Origin of the sequence: Vescimonas coprocola (assembly GCF_018408575.1) — a bacterium.
GTDB lineage: Bacteria > Bacillota > Clostridia > Oscillospirales > Oscillospiraceae > Vescimonas > Vescimonas coprocola.
This window is the reverse complement of sequence record NZ_AP023418.1, coordinates 133,389-149,062: the sequence shown is the minus strand read 5'-3', so window position 1 is coordinate 149,062 and position 15,674 is coordinate 133,389. Positions and strand designations below refer to the sequence as shown.

The window sequence follows — 15,674 nt, the reverse complement described above, 5'->3', positions numbered from 1 at the left end:
GATGCTCCGGGTCCTTACACGGTGCGCTGCCGCACCGCCTCATACAGCAGGATGGCAGCCGCCGCCGATGCGTTCAGGGAAGAGATCCTCCCCCGCATGGGGATGCTCACCAGAAAATCGCAGTTCTCCGCCACCAGCCGGCTCATGCCGTCGCCCTCGGAGCCGATGACAATGGCCGCCGGGCCCTTGAGATCGGCGTCATAGAGCCGGGTCGTTCCCTCGGCGGCAGTGCCGAACACCCAGATGCCCTGCTTTTTCAGATCCTTCAGCAGGGACGGGATATTGGCCACCCGTGCCACCGGCATATAGCTGACGGCTCCGGCGGAGGTCTTGGCCACAATGGCCGTCAGACCGGCGCTGCGGCGTTTGGGGATGATGACCCCGTGGGCTCCGGCGCACTCGGCGGTACGGAGGATGGCCCCCAGATTGTGGGGGTCGGAGATCTCATCGCAGACCACCAGCAGCGGCGGCTCCCCCTTGGCGGCGGCAGCGTCCAGCAGGCTCTGCACCGTCACATACTCCCGCACGGCAGCCAGCGCAATGACCCCCTGATGGGCGTGGGTGCGGCTCATATTGTCCAGCTTCCGCCGGTCGGCCTCCACCACCACGATGCCCTGGGCCCGTGCCTTGGAGGCGATGTGGCCCAAGGTCTTGTCCGTCTCCCCCTTGGCCAGATAGATCTTATCCATGGTCGTTCCGGCCCGCAGGGCCTCGATCACGGCGTTGCGGCCCTCGATGATGCCGTCCGCCTCTGCCTCCGGCCGTCTCTGTTCGTTGTCTCTCATAGGAATTTTCCTCGCAATGCATACATAATTGGTTTCAGTATACCATACTCTGGCCGGGAGATAAAGCGCCATTCATAGAAATTTTACAGGAAAATTCCCGCCGTTCGCCTTGTGAAGATATCCGAATTGTGATATACTACACGGAAATTAAAGCACTTCTGCGCCCCGCCCGGCGGGGCTGCATGGAAGGAGACCGACATGGATCCCAACAATAAGAAAGACCAGAAAAATAACCAGAACCGCAACCGCAATATGCGGGGGGTGGTGACCCTCATCATCTGGGCGCTGGTGCTGACGGTGGTGTTCAACTATATCAACGCTTACAGCAACAATCTCACCAAGCGGGCCAGCAGCCATGAGATCCCGTACAGCCAGCTCATCGACCTCATTCAGGAGGATCAGGTGGCGGAGCTGAAGATCGAGAACGGCGTCCTGTATGCCACCCCCGTGGACGGCTACGTCTACACCGAGGAGGCCGCCGATAAGAACAAGGAACCCAAGAGCTATACCCAGAGCGAGAAAACGCCTCTGATCCTGTATACCACCGCTCTCAACGACGCCAGCCTCCTGCCTCTGCTGGAGGAACACAACGTCAAGTACACCAGCCCCGTCCAGACCCAGATGAGCCCCATTCTGGAGTTCATGATCGCCTATATCCTGCCGGTGATCGTCATAGTGGCCCTGTTCATGCTGGTGATGCGGATCATGGCAAAAAACGGCGGCGGTATCGGAGGCATCGGCAGCGTGGGCAAGTCCAACGCCAAGGTGTATATGGAGAAGTCCACCGGTGTCACCTTCAAGGACGTGGCCGGTCAGGACGAGGCCAAGGAGTCGCTGGAGGAGATCATCGACTTCCTCCACAACCCCCAGAAGTACACGGCCATCGGCGCAAGACTGCCCAAGGGCGCTCTGTTGGTGGGCTCTCCCGGTACCGGCAAGACTTTGCTTGCCAAGGCCGTGGCCGGCGAGGCCAACGTCCCCTTCTTCTCCATCTCCGGCTCGGACTTTGTGGAGATGTTCGTGGGCGTGGGCGCCTCCCGTGTCCGTGACCTGTTCAAGGAGGCCGCCAAGGTGGCTCCCTGCATCATCTTCATCGACGAGATCGACACCATCGGCAAATCCCGTGACGGCGGCCGTTTCGGCGGCGGCAACGACGAGCGGGAGCAGACCCTGAACCAGCTGCTGGCGGAGCTGGACGGCTTCGATCCCGGCAAGGGCATCATCGTTCTGGGCGCCACCAACCGCCCGGAGGTGCTGGACAAGGCCCTGCTGCGCCCCGGCCGCTTCGACCGGCGCATCACCGTGGACCGTCCCAATCTGGCGGGCCGTCTGGCCACCCTGCAGGTCCACACCCGGAACATCCATCTGGCCGAGGACGTGAATCTGGAGAAGATCGCTCAGGCCACCGCCGGCTGCGTGGGCGCAGATCTGGCGAACCTTGTCAACGAGGCGGCCCTGCGGGCCGTGCGGCTGGGCCGCAGCGCCGTGAATCAGAATGACCTGCTGGCGGCCTTCGAGACCGTCATTGCCGGCTCCGAGAAGAAGGGTACCGTCATCACCGACGAGGAAAAGCGCATCATCGCCTATCACGAGGTGGGCCATGCGCTGGTGGCGGCCAAGCAGAAAAACGCCCAGCCCGTCAGCAAGATCACCATCGTCCCCCATACGCAGGGCGCTCTGGGCTATACCCTGCACCTGCCGGAGGAGGAGAAGTTCCTCATGTCCCGTGAGGACATTCTGGCGGAGATCCGCACGCTGCTGGCCGGCCGGTCCAGCGAGGAGGTGGTGTGCCACACCATGACCTCCGGCGCCGCCAACGACATCGAGCGGGCCACGGAGATGGCCCGGAATCTGGTGGCCCGGTTCGGTATGTGCGAGGAGTTCGACATGATGGCGCTGGGCAGCGTACAGAACCAGTATCTGGACGGCACCTACTCCATGAGCTGCGCTCAGGAGACCTACGCCGCCGCAGATCGTGCCGTCATCGCCATCATCCGCCAGTGCCATGAGGACGCCAAGCGGATGCTGGAGGAGAACCGGGAGCTGCTGGACAAGATCGCCGCCTATCTGCTGAAGAAGGAGACCATCACCGGTCAGGAGATGATGGCTATCATCGAGGGCCGTGACCCGGAGACGGTGGACAACTACGGCGCTACCCGTGAGGAGAAGCAGCCCCTGTTCCGTCCCTCCTCCCCGGAGGTCATCGAGGCCCCTGCCAAGCACATCCACATCGTATCCGAGCCGGTGCCGTCCCCGGAGGAGCCGCAGACCCCGGAGGAAAAGTCCCCGGAGGAAGCCCAGCCGGATCGTGACCCGGAGGAAAGTGAGCAGAAGTGACCCGTTCCCTGCGAAAGGAGGCAGGACCCATGAAATATAAACGACTACTGACGCTGGCGCTGGCTGCGGCCCTGTGCATCGTGGCAGCGGCTTGCGGTACAAAGAACAATGCGCCCGGCGCCGATACCCCCGCCAAGACGGACACCCCCACCGCCGCCCCCGGCGGCACCCAGACCGTGGGCGACACCGGCGACGGCACCGTCCGGGAGGACGGCTCCTACGTGCCGGGGCAGGTGAACCGACTGCGGCTGACCTATAACGGCAACGTCAGCTCCGCCCTGTACGTCACCTCGGCGGCCCAGCTGCTGGACTACCCGGAGCTGTCCGCCTACGACGATGCGTTCTTCAAAGACCATGCGCTGGTGCTGGTGCAGGAGTCGGTGAGCTCCGGCTCCGTGGAGGTGGGCATCGAGTCCGTGTCCCTGAAGGCGGACCACGCCGCCGTGGTGACGCTGACCCATCAGGGCCCCGGCGAGGGGCAGGTTGGCACCGCCGACATGGCCACATGGCTGCTGTGGACGGAGGTGGACACCGGACTGGAGGATTACCAGTGGACGGTGGCCAATCCGGCGCTGGAGTCCCAGCTGTCTCAGTATTGATAAAGCGATCCCCAACCCCCGTCTGCCACGCAGACGGGGGTTTTTCGGCGCACTTCCCTGCCGTACCCACTGGAAAATGCGGCGGAGATAGTGTATAATGGCAAAAGTGAGTAAAAAACAGGAGGGACCCTATGGACATCAGGCAGCGCTTACACCTCTCCGGCATGGACAGCCACGCCCCGGAGCTGGCCCGGAAATGGGGGCTGGGGCTGGAGGTCACGGACTTCTGCTACGCCCCCATGCTGGACGACCCCGCCACCCTTCCGGCGGTTCGGGAGAAGATGGCAGGCATCGACCATTTCTGGCTCCACGCCCCGTTTGCGGAGCTGGCTCCCTGTGCCGTGGACCCGCTGGTGCGGGAGGTGACGGCCCGGCGCTATCGTCAGGCTTTGTCCGCCGCCCGGCAGCTGGGCATCCGCCGTCTGGTGATCCACAGCGGCTATATCCCGCTGGTGTACTTTCCGGAGTGGTTCACGGAGCAGTCCGTGGCCTTCTGGCGGGAGTTCCTGCCGGAGGTCCCGGAGGATATGGTGCTGGCGCTGGAAAACGTCATGGACGAGACACCTCGACTGATGACGGACATCGTCCGTCAGGTGGACGACCCCCGGCTGGGCCTGTGTCTGGATGTAGGCCACGCCAATACCTGCGCCAGCCGGACACCTCCCATGGAGTGGATCGCCCCCATGGCCCCCTATCTGCGGCACGTACATCTGCACAACAACTTAGGGGATTGGGATCTCCACAGCAGTCTGGGAGAAGGCAGCATCCCTATGCAGCAGATACTGGCGGCGCTGCTGGAGCAGTGTCCGGAGGCCACATGGACCATCGAAAATCAGGACTGCGCCCCGTCCCTTGCATGGCTGGTGCAGCAGGGCTATCTCAGCGAGGAGTGACCTATGACAGATCAGGAATTGAAGCAGTACTGCGGGGCCGTCACCGTCCCGGATCGGGAGATCATGGACGCTGCCCGCCGCCGTCAGGCGGAGCTGGCCAAGCCCCCCGGCAGTCTGGGCAAGCTGGAGGACTACTCCATCCGGCTGGCGGGCATCACCGGACAGGTGCGCCCCCATATCGAGAAGTGCCGGGTGCTGGTGCTGGCGGCGGATAACGGCGTCACGGCGGAGGGCATCTCCTCCGCCCCCACCTCCGTGACTCTTTCGCAGGTCATCAACATGACCCGCCACAAGACAGGAATGTCGGCGCTGGCCCACTACTTCGGCAACGAGGTGGTGGTGGCGGACATGGGCATCGACACGGATCGCCCCATCCCCGGCGTGCTGGATCGGAAGGTGCGCCGCTCCACCGGCAACATCGCCAGAGAACCCGCCATGACCCGGCAGCAGGCCCTTCATGCGCTGGAGACCGGCATGGAGCTGGCGGCGCAGGCAGCGGCGGACGGCGTACAGGCGCTGGGCATCGGGGAGATGGGCATCGGCAACACCACCACCTCGGCGGCAGTGCTGGCAGCCCTGACCCACGCCCCGGCGCAGACCGTCACCGGCCGGGGCGGCGGGCTGACGGATGCGGCCTTTGAAAAGAAAAAACAGGTCATCGACCGGGCGCTGGCCCTGCATCGCCCCGACCCCGCCGACCCGGTGGGGGTACTGGCCGCCGTGGGCGGGCTGGATCTGGCCGCCATGACGGGGGCCTTTCTGGGCTGCGCCCAGAACCATGTCCCGGCGGTGGTGGACGGCTACATCTCCATCGTGGCGGCGCTGACGGCGGTGCGTCTCTGCCCCGCTGCGGGAGAGTATCTGTTCCTCTCCCACGCCTCCTATGAGATCGGCTACCGCATCGCCGCACAGGAACTGGGGCAGGAGCCCTGTCTGCTGCTGGGGATGCGGCTGGGCGAGGGCAGCGGCTGCCCGGTGATGTTTCAGATCCTGCGGGCCGCCTGCGCCGTCATGGACGGTATGGCCACCTTCCCGGAGGCAGCTATTGAGGACGACTACCTGACCCCCATCCGGGCGCAGGACAGCTTTACGGTGACGCCATGAGAATCCTTCTGTTAGGCGGCAGCAAAAGCGGCAAAAGCATGATGGGCCAGCATATGGCCCGGCGGCTCTCCGCCGGGGCGCCCATGTACTACTGGGCCACGCTGGAGCCCAGAGACGGAGAGGATCGGGCCATCGTCCGGCGGCATCTGGCGGAGCGGGACGGCTGGGGCTTCGAGACCATCGAGCAGGGACGGCAGCTCCCGCAGGCGCTGAAATGGGTGTCCCCGGCGGGGACGGTGCTTTTTGACAGCATTACGGCGTGCCTGGCCTGCCAGATGTTCTCCGCCCCGGAGCCGGACGGAGAAGCCCCCCGCCGCACGACGGAGGAACTGCTGGTCATCAGCCGTCACCCGGCCCACTTTGTCTGCGTCTGCGACGAGCTGTGGCGGGACGGCGTGACCTACGAGACGTGGACGGAGACATACCGCCGGGGCCTTGCGGAGATCTGCCGCAGGCTGGCGGCGGAATTTGACGTGGTATGTGAGCTGACGGCGGGACTGCCCCGCCTGTGGAAAGGAGCGTGGCGCTTTGAGTGAGTGGCTGGACGGGTTTTCCATGGCCTGGGGGATGTTTTTGGCGATCCCCTGTCCCCTGCGGCGGTGGAACGAGAAGGCTCGTGAGAAAATGCTGGTGTGTCTGCCGCTGGTGGGACTGGCGGTTGGCGGCATCTGGCTGGGCCTGTATCTGCTGCTGCGCCATGCCGCCATCGGTGGACTGTACGCCTTCCTCATGGCGGCGCTCCCGTGGCTGGTGACGGGCTTCATGCACTTGGACGGCTACATGGACGTATGCGACGCCGTGCTGTCCCGCCGGGAGCTGGCCACCCGCCAGCGCATCCTGAAGGACTCCCATTGCGGAGCCTTCGCCGTCATCGGCATGGTGCTGCTGGCCCTGTGCCAGTGGAGCGTATTCCTCTCCGGCAGCGCCGACGAAAGCCTGTGGGGGCTGCTGCTGATCCCGGTGGCCACACGGGCCTGTGCGGGACTGGCGGTACTGAAGCTGCGGCCCATGGGGACCAGCCAATACGCCGCCATGGGCCGCCACGGCGGCTATGCCGCGGCGCTGGCGGTGCTGCTGGCGGCGGCGATCGCCGTACCGCTGGTCACGGACCGCAGCTTCGCCCCCTTGGCGGCAGCAGCGGGCTACGGGCTGGCGGTATGGTACGGCTTCCGGCAGCTGGACGGCATGAACGGTGACATCTCCGGCTTTGCCCTGACACTGGGTGAACTGGCGGGAGCCGCCGTATGGACTTTGGTGAGGTGAGGATATGGACTTGATCATCGGCGGAGCATATCAGGGAAAGCTGACGCTGGCGGCGCAGGAGTACGGCCTGACGCCGGAGGATATCTGCGATCTGGCCGCAGACGATCCGGTGCCGGGTGTCCGGTGCTATATTCATCTGGAGGAGCTGACCCGGCGGCAGGAGGACACCGAGTCCTATCTCCCCCTGCTGGCGGCGGCAGAGGTAGTCATCGCACGGGAGATCGGCAGCGGCGTGGTCCCCATGGACGCCGGAGAGCGCGCCTGGCGGGAGCGCCATGGCCGCCTGCTGCGACAGCTGGCCCAGCAGGCCGGCAGCGTGCGCCGGGTATTTTGCGGACTGACGGAGGTGCTGAAATGAAGCTGACCCTGCTGCGCCATGCCCAGACGGAGGGCAGCCTGCGGAACCTGTATTACGGGGCGGCGGACATCCCCGCCCTGCCGGAGTCTCTGTCGGAGCTGCACCGCCGGGCCGGGGACTATCCCACGGCCCAGCGCTACTATACCAGCGGGATGCTGCGGACGGAGCAGACGCTGGCGGTCATCTATGGCAACGTACCCCACACCCGGCTTCCGGGCCTGCGGGAGATGGACTTCGGCGACTTCGAGATGAAGAGCTACAAGGAGCTGAAGGACACCCCGGCCTATCAGGCGTGGATCACCGACGTAGAGCACAACCCCTGCCCCCACGGGGAGAGCGCCCCGCAGGTGCTGCGGCGCAGCCTTGCGGCCATCGCCCCGGTGGTGCAGAGGCCGGAGGACGCCGTCTGCGTCATCCACGGCGGCGTCACGGCGGGGCTGATGATGGCCTGGTTCGGCGGCGGGCGCTATGACTACTCCGTCTCCCCCGGTCAGGGCTTTCAGGTGACCTTCCGGGAGGGCCAGCCGGTGTCGTATACCCGTATCCCGGCGGCGGAATAAGGCCCGCCGGACGGCGTTTTCCATCGGCAGGGGCAATTTTTTGCGCCGCCGGAGAGAAAATGGTTGCATTTTATAAAGAAGTGTGTATAATATATGGAGCGGAGCATCCTCTCCATATATTATGGCTCTACAACTTCATATCCGGGCTTGTAGCTCAGCTGGGAGAGCGTTCGGTTCGCATCCGAGAGGTCGTGGGTTCGAATCCCATCAGGTCCACCATAAGATCCACCGTAATTCTGATAGAATTACGGTGGATCTTTCTGTTGCTTCGGCGCCAGTTATCTGCTAAGATGAAATATGCCTATGCGAGAATTATCAGAGCACCTGTACACCGTCGAAAACGCTTGGAGCAAATTGCGTTAGAAGGGAAGAAAGCTAATGTACTATCACGCATCATCTGTTAAGGGTATTACACAACTAACGCCGCAGAGCTCGAATCATGGTATCCCTTTGGTTTATTTTTCCACAAAAAGAGAAAACGTATTGGTCTATTTGAGCAATTCCATTGAAAAGTATTGCGTGGAAACCGGTTTTTCTTATGATGGAAAATGCCAAAAATGGGGGCCGTACGGTTTTGGTAAAGATGGGCGGCAACGGTTGGAAGAGTATTATCCCAATGCTCTGATAAGCACATACAAAGGCGTATCCGGTTATATTTATTCTGCCGAGACAATTTCAGATTCCGGTTTTTCGGTTCCAATACCGGATGTCGCTACCAGTAGCATACCGGTCGATATATCCGGTGTGGAGTTTATCCCTGATGCCTATGAAGCAATTTTGCAGGCGGAGCGAGAAGGCCTGCTTACTATTATCCGATATGAAGAAATGAATGACAAAATGAAAGCATGGAACAAAAAGACGATTTTGGAAGAATACGAGAACGCATCCAATCATCCGGAGTATCGGCATTTCTTAAAAGGAAACTTTTCCGAAATTCTTTGTGGTCGATGACTGTGTATATCCTTGCCTGTGCCATAAGCAAAGAGCAACGATAAAAATCACTACTTTCCCTTAAATTGAAAATGCACCCCCCAAGCGTCCGGGGGTTCATTCTATTAAAGTAAGGCTATTTACCAAACAGGTATTGGACGAACACCTATTTCTTCAGCGGCGGTTTCGCCGTGAAGTGTTCGCTCTGATCCGCAACAGAAAAGTGCCGTCTTGGAATCACTTCCAAGACGGCGCTTCTCTGTTAGATGCCCTTGTGTCGTGCTATAACCTTTACAAACCAGATTCTGCGGAGGTCTTTTCCGTATAGCAAACCTTATTCGGCGGCGTTCAGACTGCTGTCCCACTTCCAGCTGCGGACCTCCGGCAGATCCACGCCGTTGTCCCGGATATACTGACGATGCTCCACCAGCTTATCCTGCATCTTCTGCACCAGATACGCCCCCCGGTTGCCCAACTGGGGCAGCCGGCGGACCGTATCGATGACCAGATCGAAGCGGTCAATGTCGTTGAGAACACGCATATCGAAGGGGGTGGTGATGGTTCCCTCCTCCTTGTAGCCCCGCACATGGAGGTTCCGGTTGTGGCGGCGGTAGGTCAGCTCATGCACCAGTGTGGGGTAGCCATGATAAGCAAAGATGATGGGCTTATCCTTGGTGAACAGGCCGTCGTACTCCTCATCCGTCAGGCCGTGGGGATGCTCCGTGTGGGGCTGCAGCTTCATCAGATCCACCACGTTCACCACACGGATCTTCAGCTCCGGCAGTTCCTGACGCAGGATGCTCACGGCGGCCAGCGTCTCCAGCGTAGGCGTGTCGCCGCAGCAGGCCATGACCACATCCGGCTCCTGCCCCTGATCGTTGGAGGCCCAACTCCAGATGCCGATCCCCTGGGTGCAGTGCTTCACCGCCTGCTCCATGGTCAGCCACTGGGGCCTGGGATGCTTGCTGGCCACAATGACGTTGACATAGTTGCGGCTCTTGATACAGTGGTCAAAGCAGGACAGCAGACAGTTGGCATCCGGCGGCAGATACATCCGCACCACGTCGGCCTTCTTGTTGGCCACGTGATCCAAAAAGCCGGGGTCCTGATGGGTAAAGCCGTTGTGATCCTGCTGCCAGACGTTGGAGGCCAGAATATAGTTCAGCGAGGCGATATCCTGCCGCCACGGCAGCTCGCTGCACATCTTCAGCCACTTGGCGTGCTGGGCAAACATGGAGTCCACGATGCGGATAAAGGCCTCATAGCTGTCGAAGAAGCCGTGGCGTCCCGTCAGAAGATAGCCCTCCAAAAAGCCCTCGCAGAAATGCTCGGAGAGCATGGAATCCATGACCCGGCCGTCCGGGTCCAGATGGTCGTCGATGCCGGGGATCTGCTGGTCCAGGAAGCGGCGTCCCGTCACCTCGAACACCGCCTGCAGGCGGTTGGAGGCCGTCTCGTCGGGGGCAAAGATGCGGAAGTTGCGGGACTCCATGTTCAGCTTCATCACGTCCCGGACGTAGGTACCCAGCACATACATATCCTGCGCCTCCACGGCGCCGGGGGCCTTGACGTCCACGGCGTAGTCCCGGAAATCGGGGGTCCGCAGGTCCCGCAGCAGCAGTCCGCCGTTGGCATGAGGGTTAGCGCCCATGCGGCGGCCCGTGGGCGGGAAGGAGGCGATGAGCTCCACCGGCGTACCGTCGGGGTTAAAGAGCTCCTCCGGCTTATAAGAGCGCAGCCACGCCTCCAGCTGGGCAAGGTGCCGGTCGGTGTCTGTCCCCATGGAGATAGGCACCTGATGGGCTCGCCAGCAGTTCTCCACCGGCAGCCCGTCCACCTCCTTGGGGCCGGTCCAGCCCTTGGGAGTACGCAGCACGATCATGGGCCAGCGGGGCCGCTTGGCCTCGCCGGTCTTGCGGGCCTCCCGCTGGATGCGCTTGATCTCCCGGATCACCCGGTCCAGCACCGCCGCCATCTGCTGGTGCATGACCATGGGGTCGTCGCCCTCCACAAAGTACGGCTCCCAGCCGCAGCCACGGAAGAAGCACTCCACCTCCTCATGGCTCATGCGGGAGAAGATGGTAGGATTGGCGATCTTGAAGCCGTTGAGGTGCAGAATGGGCAGCACAGCGCCGTCGGTGATGGGGTTGACGAATTTGTTGCCGTGCCACGAGGTGGCCAGCGGGCCGGTCTCCGCCTCGCCGTCGCCCACCACACAGGCAGCGATCAGATCGGGGTTATCCGCCACGGCGCCGAAGGCGTGGGCCAACGAGTAGCCCAGCTCGCCGCCCTCATGGATGGAGCCGGGGGTCTCCGGCGCCACATGGCTGGGGATGCCGCCGGGGAAGGAGAAACGCTTGAAGAGCTTCTGCATCCCCTCCTTGTCTCTGGTAATGTTGGGATAGACCTCGGTGTAGCTGCCGTCCAGCCAGTCCTGCGCCACCATGGCGTTGCCGCCGTGGCCGGGACCGGAGAGATAGATCATATCCAGATCGTTGCGCTTGATGACCCGGTCCAGATGGGTGTAGATGAAGTTCTGGCCGGGGCAGGTCCCCCAGTGTCCCACGATGGTCTGCTTGAGGTCGCTTTTGACCAGCGGGCGCTCCAGGAGGGGGTTATCCATCAGATACAGCTGGCAGGCCGTCAGGTAGTTGGCAGCACGCCAGTAGGCGTGAAGCTGCCGCAGCTCCTGCTCGCTCAGCGGCTGCTTTTTGGAGAAGCGGATGCCGGTTTTGATGGTAGGCATGGAAAATCCTCCTTACTAAAAATATCCTTCACTGCTGAAATGTCCTCTGCTGCCGAAATGTCCTCTGCTGCCGAAATGTCCTCTGCTGCCGAAATGCTCTTTGCAGCAGATACGGTGAAACGGTCACAACAAAGTCTCCCCCGATCTGACCGATTTCTGACACAGACCGGACACATTTCTCACCCATCGCTGACACGAACTCTGTCCTGTAAATGTCCATTTTTGGTACCTCGATCGATATCGCCAATGGATAGGGGCAACCACGCCTGACAGCAATGGTAAGTACACCATAATACAAAAGTTGCCCTGCGTCAAGTCGAAGTATTCCTTCTCTTGGCCGAAAAAAGTTCTTTGGGGAAAATGCTTACCAGATAGGTCATACTTCGGTTATAGTAAAAATGTATCCGGTGGATCTGACCGGGTATCCCATAGAGAATGTGAGATCATAAATGTCACTCTGCCAATGTCGGACGGCGAAGGGGCATTTCTTTTTTGTGCTCCGGGATATGAGAGCAGCTCCAACGAACGCAGGAGGGCCGATCTATGCCGAAAACAAAATGGGGATCCGTTATTTTTACCGCCTACAAATTCTTTGACTCCAAGGAGCTTCTCTTTTTCGTGGTGCCGGAGGATATCCACACCGAGGGCTTCGCCGTGGCTCAGCACTCCTTACAGGGAAGCGCCGCCCTGCCCCCGGCAGAGCGTGCGGCGGCGGCCATTCTGACGGCCTGCCGCTGGTTGTCGGAGACACGGGCGCTGGTGTTCATGGAAAACGACGCCGAGTCCCTGCTGCGCCGTCTGCCGCAGGACATCCTCTCCACCCACTACCATGACGATGAGGGACACATCCGGGCGCTGCCGGAGGAGAGCGGCCTGTGTCCCCGTGGCGGCACCGCTGCCGGTGCCGCTGTCCGGGGCCTGATCCTGACGGTCTCCCATCAGGATCAGATGGGGCAGCTGTATCCGCAGGTCCTCTCCCTGCTGGTTCACGGGGCCTGCCGGGAGCCGTTTTAACAGGGGAAGGCTGCAGCGATGTGGCTTTTCCACGGGATATCGGTTCGCCCATTCTAACCAAGCATTTTACCCGATGGTCAAATTCCCCTAACTGCCAAGTCACAGGGAGGAAGGTACGTTCATGGAATGTGATAGTCCTGTTTTCTCATTGTCCGACACCTCCTGACGCTTTCATGATACGCAGAAAGCTGCCGAGGCACAAAGATGCGATATATTACAGGTAGAAAACAATAAGGCTCCGACCTTGTGAGCCAGAGTCTTATTGCTTGCCTTTGCGAATGTCACTTTCCGTATTTTGAAATTACCGCCTTATAGGGCTGTGACATGGCCTCTCCTTTTTCTGTTTTCAGAAGGTCATCGACTGCCGCAGCAGCCGAACCAACGGGCCTCAGATGACCTGATACTCCTTCAGCAGCTTCTCGATATCGGTGCCGTGGATCTTGCTGAGGGCCTTCTTCAGGACCATCTTTTCCACCAGATTCAACTCCATATCGATGGGTTTCTTGCCGTCCCGCAGCTTCACGGTGGCATCCAGCAGATCCCGGACATCATATACGCTGCCCCAGACCTCCGGCACGCCACGATCCACGTTCAGCAGGGTGTACACGGCCTCCATACCGGTCCGCATGGAGTACTCCGTGGTGAAGATGGTGTCACGGGGCGTCTCGGCAAACTGGCCCAAGAAGGCGAAGTTCACAGCGCCGTCGGGTACGACCTTGGGCCGATCGCCGTAGGCACGGGGCATGAAGAAGGCGTCGATATAGGGCATCATCACAGGGACGGTGTTGGCGCTATTGGCGGCCATGTCCTCGATCTCACTCTCCGGCACACCGATGTGATACAGCCACTCCATGCAGATCTCCTTACCGGTACACTCCCGCATAGGCTTTTTCACGTAGTCACCGGGCTTATCGGTGAACAGGGCGTACACCCATACCAAGCAGTGATCCTTGGGCTGCTGGCGGAACTGGGGCTGGCGGTTGATGGTCCAGCTCATGAGCCAGCTGGAGTCCTTCACAGTGACGATACCGCCGGTGACCACCTTGCCGGTGAAGGGATCCCGCTTGCAGATATTCTTGATATAGGGGATGATGCGCTGATCCAGCGTCTCCACCGTGGCGCTCATCCAGTTGGTCTGCTCCGGATCATAGCAGAACTTGTCCGGATGGCCGAAGGAGGGATCCTGAGCGGCGATCTTGCGCCACATATCCCAGCCGCCGCCCTCCTTGATCTCGGTGTTGTAGGGGGCGGGTGTATTCTGGCTGCCCATGGAGGAGTTCTCCACGCAGCCGCCGTTGGTGATGAACACCAGATCGTTCTCCGTCAGGTCGATGGCCTCGCTTTTGCCGTCCCGGAGGACGTCGATGCGCTTGGCCACCTTCCGCTCGGCGGTGCAGTCAAACTCCACGTTGGTCACCTGCACGCCGAAGTGGAACTGGACGCCGAAACCCTCCAGATACTTCACCATGGGCAGGATCATGGACTCATACTGGTTGTACTTGGTAAAGCGCAGGGCGGTGAAGTCGGGCAGGCCGCCGATGTGATGGATATAGCGCTGGATATACAGCTTCATCTCCAGAGCACTGTGCCAGTTCTCGAAGGCGAACATGGTGCGCCAGTACAGCCAGAAGTTGCTGCCGAACACCTCATCGTCGAAGAAGTCGCTGATGCGCTTGTCCTGCAGCTCCTCGTTGGGGGTGAAGAACAGCTTCATGATCTCCATGGCGCCCTTGTCGGAGATGTCGAACTTACCGTCGGTATGGGCGTCCTCGCCACGGTTCACCGTGGCCCGGCACAGGGAGTAATTGGGGTCGGCCTTGTTGAGCCAGTAGTACTCGTCCAACACACTGACGCCCTCCGTCTCAATGGAGGGGATGGAGTGGAACAGATCCCACATGACCTCAAAGTGGTTGTCCATCTCACGGCCGCCCCGCATGACATAGCCGATGTTCTCGAACTTCCAGCCGTCGCAGGCGCCGCCGGCAGTGGGACCCTTCTCCAGAATGTGGACCCGCTCGCCCTTCATCTGGCCGTCACGCACCAGATAGCAGGCGGCAGTCAGCGCCGCCAGACCGCTGCCCACGATGTAGGCGGATTTGTTGTCCACGCCCTCCGGCTTTTTGGGACGGGCAAAGGCCTCATAGTTACCACTGGAATAATACATAGAAATGCGCTCCTTTCTGTTGACCGCTACGCCGCCCGTCCCCTTCTCAGCACTCGCATGGGGAGCAGCGGCGTCCTCGCCGGTATGTTTTCCTTTGATGAGGATAATATACAACTCAGGCACGATTTGTTCAATAAACAGAAAAATCCCGGTGATAAGTTTTTTATCACCGGGATGGAAGATGTTCAGTTTTTTATCATTCCGCTCTGTTTGATGCAGGCTTGTCCGTCCGCATCCGTTGCAGGGCGGCCACCACATTGCCGTGGAGCACCAGCTCCAGCTTCTGCACCATCACCTGTGGGTCGCCCTTCATGTCCCCCTTGATCCAGTCCAGCATCAGTCCCACGAACAGATATTTATAGAGAGTGGCGATAAGCTCCTTGTCCTCCTGCCGCACGGACATCCCCTGAGCTTCCTCCTCCACCACACTCTCCAGCAGGTCATAGGTGACCCGGTAGAGGTAGTTCTCCACCTGCTCCCGACTGACGGAGCGATAGACATTCAGGATGAAGGGCTTGTTGTCCAGCACCGCCTGAAGGATCTGCAAAAGCCCCTGCTGCCACGTCTCGTAGGTCTTTTTCCCCGCCAGCGCCCGGCTGGCGTCCTCCTGACAGCTCCACTCCACCAGATCGTAAATATCCTTGAAGTGGTAGTAGAAGGTCATGCGGTTGATGCCGCAGTCCTCCGCAATATCATTGATGGTGATCTTGTTCAGCGGCTTTTGCAGCAGCAGATGCTTCAGTGACGCCTCCAGCGCCCGCTTGGTGACCTGTGACATGGCGGCCCTCCTTTTCTTTCTGCCCTCATGATAGCCTCCCGGCCGCCGTCTGTCAATCCCTTTTAGCCCGGCGCACCGGTATCCGGCCCTGCCTCAGGCCATGCAACAAGCTTATCACAGCAGCCCCGGCAATTCTGCCGGGG

The 15,674-nt window shown here is 60.9% G+C and carries 14 protein-coding genes and 1 tRNA gene; 11 read left to right on the top strand and 4 right to left on the bottom strand.

Going from position 1 to position 15,674, the window contains the following annotated elements; genetic code table 11:
- Positions 1-14 precede the first annotated feature (14 nt).
- Positions 15-785 carry a 23S rRNA (guanosine(2251)-2'-O)-methyltransferase RlmB gene (rlmB, locus tag KJS28_RS00745; protein WP_213541350.1) on the bottom strand — a complete coding sequence of 257 codons (771 nt, stop codon included), beginning with the start codon at positions 783-785 and terminating at the stop codon, positions 15-17.
- A 198-nt stretch (positions 786-983) separates the two neighbouring features.
- On the opposite strand from rlmB, the gene ftsH reads away from it, so the two are divergent.
- The 10 genes from ftsH (at position 984) to KJS28_RS00695 (ending at position 8,850) form a co-directional block, all read left to right on the top strand.
- Positions 984-3,122, top strand: coding sequence for an ATP-dependent zinc metalloprotease FtsH (ftsH, locus tag KJS28_RS00740; protein WP_213541349.1), 2,139 nt, complete (start codon positions 984-986; stop codon positions 3,120-3,122).
- A gap of 29 nt (positions 3,123-3,151) precedes the next feature.
- Complete coding sequence (locus tag KJS28_RS00735; protein ID WP_213541348.1) at positions 3,152-3,721, top strand: hypothetical protein; 570 nt, start codon at positions 3,152-3,154, stop codon at positions 3,719-3,721.
- 131 nt (positions 3,722-3,852) lie between these two features.
- Positions 3,853-4,614 (top strand): sugar phosphate isomerase/epimerase family protein, encoded by a 762-nt coding sequence (locus KJS28_RS00730; RefSeq protein ID WP_213541347.1) that lies wholly within the window; start codon positions 3,853-3,855, stop codon positions 4,612-4,614.
- A 3-nt stretch (positions 4,615-4,617) separates the two neighbouring features.
- Complete coding sequence (gene cobT / locus KJS28_RS00725; RefSeq protein ID WP_213541346.1) at positions 4,618-5,718, top strand: nicotinate-nucleotide--dimethylbenzimidazole phosphoribosyltransferase; 1,101 nt, start codon at positions 4,618-4,620, stop codon at positions 5,716-5,718.
- A complete protein-coding gene (locus KJS28_RS00720) occupies positions 5,715-6,254 on the top strand; it encodes a bifunctional adenosylcobinamide kinase/adenosylcobinamide-phosphate guanylyltransferase (RefSeq protein WP_228298407.1) in 540 nt (179 codons plus the stop codon). Before cobT ends, KJS28_RS00720 begins: the two co-directional genes overlap by 4 nt.
- A complete protein-coding gene (locus tag KJS28_RS00715) occupies positions 6,247-6,981 on the top strand; it encodes an adenosylcobinamide-GDP ribazoletransferase (protein WP_213541344.1) in 735 nt (244 codons plus the stop codon). Before KJS28_RS00720 ends, KJS28_RS00715 begins: the two co-directional genes overlap by 8 nt.
- Before the next feature lie 4 nt (positions 6,982-6,985).
- The gene (locus tag KJS28_RS00710; RefSeq protein WP_213541343.1) at positions 6,986-7,339 is read left to right on the top strand and encodes a bifunctional adenosylcobinamide kinase/adenosylcobinamide-phosphate guanylyltransferase; all 354 of its coding nucleotides are present in this window, start codon (positions 6,986-6,988) and stop codon (positions 7,337-7,339) included.
- The gene (locus KJS28_RS00705) at positions 7,336-7,899 is read left to right on the top strand and encodes a histidine phosphatase family protein (RefSeq protein ID WP_213541342.1); all 564 of its coding nucleotides are present in this window, start codon (positions 7,336-7,338) and stop codon (positions 7,897-7,899) included. Before KJS28_RS00710 ends, KJS28_RS00705 begins: the two co-directional genes overlap by 4 nt.
- A 143-nt stretch (positions 7,900-8,042) precedes the next feature.
- Positions 8,043-8,118: transfer RNA gene (locus KJS28_RS00700), tRNA-Ala, on the top strand.
- Positions 8,119-8,277: 159 nt separating this feature from the next.
- Positions 8,278-8,850 (top strand): hypothetical protein, encoded by a 573-nt coding sequence (locus KJS28_RS00695; RefSeq protein ID WP_213541341.1) that lies wholly within the window; start codon positions 8,278-8,280, stop codon positions 8,848-8,850.
- A 313-nt stretch (positions 8,851-9,163) separates the two neighbouring features.
- On the opposite strand, the gene KJS28_RS00690 is transcribed toward KJS28_RS00695, so the two are convergent.
- Positions 9,164-11,575: a phosphoketolase family protein gene (locus KJS28_RS00690; RefSeq protein WP_213541340.1), complete on the bottom strand. Its 2,412-nt coding sequence runs from the start codon at positions 11,573-11,575 to the stop codon at positions 9,164-9,166.
- Between the two features lie 543 nt (positions 11,576-12,118).
- Here KJS28_RS00690 and KJS28_RS00685 point away from each other — a divergent pair.
- Positions 12,119-12,589 (top strand): TetR/AcrR family transcriptional regulator, encoded by a 471-nt coding sequence (locus KJS28_RS00685; RefSeq protein ID WP_213541339.1) that lies wholly within the window; start codon positions 12,119-12,121, stop codon positions 12,587-12,589.
- A 388-nt stretch (positions 12,590-12,977) separates the two neighbouring features.
- Here the strand turns inward: KJS28_RS00685 and KJS28_RS00680 are convergent, their stop codons facing one another.
- Complete coding sequence (locus KJS28_RS00680; RefSeq protein ID WP_213541338.1) at positions 12,978-14,753, bottom strand: oleate hydratase; 1,776 nt, start codon at positions 14,751-14,753, stop codon at positions 12,978-12,980.
- 196 nt (positions 14,754-14,949) lie between these two features.
- The gene (locus KJS28_RS00675; protein WP_213541337.1) at positions 14,950-15,531 is read right to left on the bottom strand and encodes a TetR/AcrR family transcriptional regulator; all 582 of its coding nucleotides are present in this window, start codon (positions 15,529-15,531) and stop codon (positions 14,950-14,952) included.
- Between the last annotated feature and the right edge of the window lie 143 nt (positions 15,532-15,674).

Bases quoted from the DNA above. Each gene is read 5' to 3' on its own strand.
- rlmB (WP_213541350.1), bottom strand. From the start codon at position 785: ATGAGAGACAACGAACAGAGACGGCCGGAGGCAGAGGCGGACGGCATC.
- ftsH (WP_213541349.1), top strand. From the start codon at position 984: ATGGATCCCAACAATAAGAAAGACCAGAAAAATAACCAGAACCGCAAC.
- KJS28_RS00735 (WP_213541348.1), top strand. From the start codon at position 3,152: ATGAAATATAAACGACTACTGACGCTGGCGCTGGCTGCGGCCCTGTGC.
- KJS28_RS00730 (WP_213541347.1), top strand. From the start codon at position 3,853: ATGGACATCAGGCAGCGCTTACACCTCTCCGGCATGGACAGCCACGCC.
- cobT (WP_213541346.1), top strand. From the start codon at position 4,618: ATGACAGATCAGGAATTGAAGCAGTACTGCGGGGCCGTCACCGTCCCG.
- KJS28_RS00720 (WP_228298407.1), top strand. From the start codon at position 5,715: ATGAGAATCCTTCTGTTAGGCGGCAGCAAAAGCGGCAAAAGCATGATG.
- KJS28_RS00710 (WP_213541343.1), top strand. From the start codon at position 6,986: ATGGACTTGATCATCGGCGGAGCATATCAGGGAAAGCTGACGCTGGCG.
- KJS28_RS00705 (WP_213541342.1), top strand. From the start codon at position 7,336: ATGAAGCTGACCCTGCTGCGCCATGCCCAGACGGAGGGCAGCCTGCGG.
- KJS28_RS00695 (WP_213541341.1), top strand. From the start codon at position 8,278: ATGTACTATCACGCATCATCTGTTAAGGGTATTACACAACTAACGCCG.
- KJS28_RS00690 (WP_213541340.1), bottom strand. From the start codon at position 11,575: ATGCCTACCATCAAAACCGGCATCCGCTTCTCCAAAAAGCAGCCGCTG.
- KJS28_RS00685 (WP_213541339.1), top strand. From the start codon at position 12,119: ATGCCGAAAACAAAATGGGGATCCGTTATTTTTACCGCCTACAAATTC.
- KJS28_RS00680 (WP_213541338.1), bottom strand. From the start codon at position 14,753: ATGTATTATTCCAGTGGTAACTATGAGGCCTTTGCCCGTCCCAAAAAG.
- KJS28_RS00675 (WP_213541337.1), bottom strand. From the start codon at position 15,531: ATGTCACAGGTCACCAAGCGGGCGCTGGAGGCGTCACTGAAGCATCTG.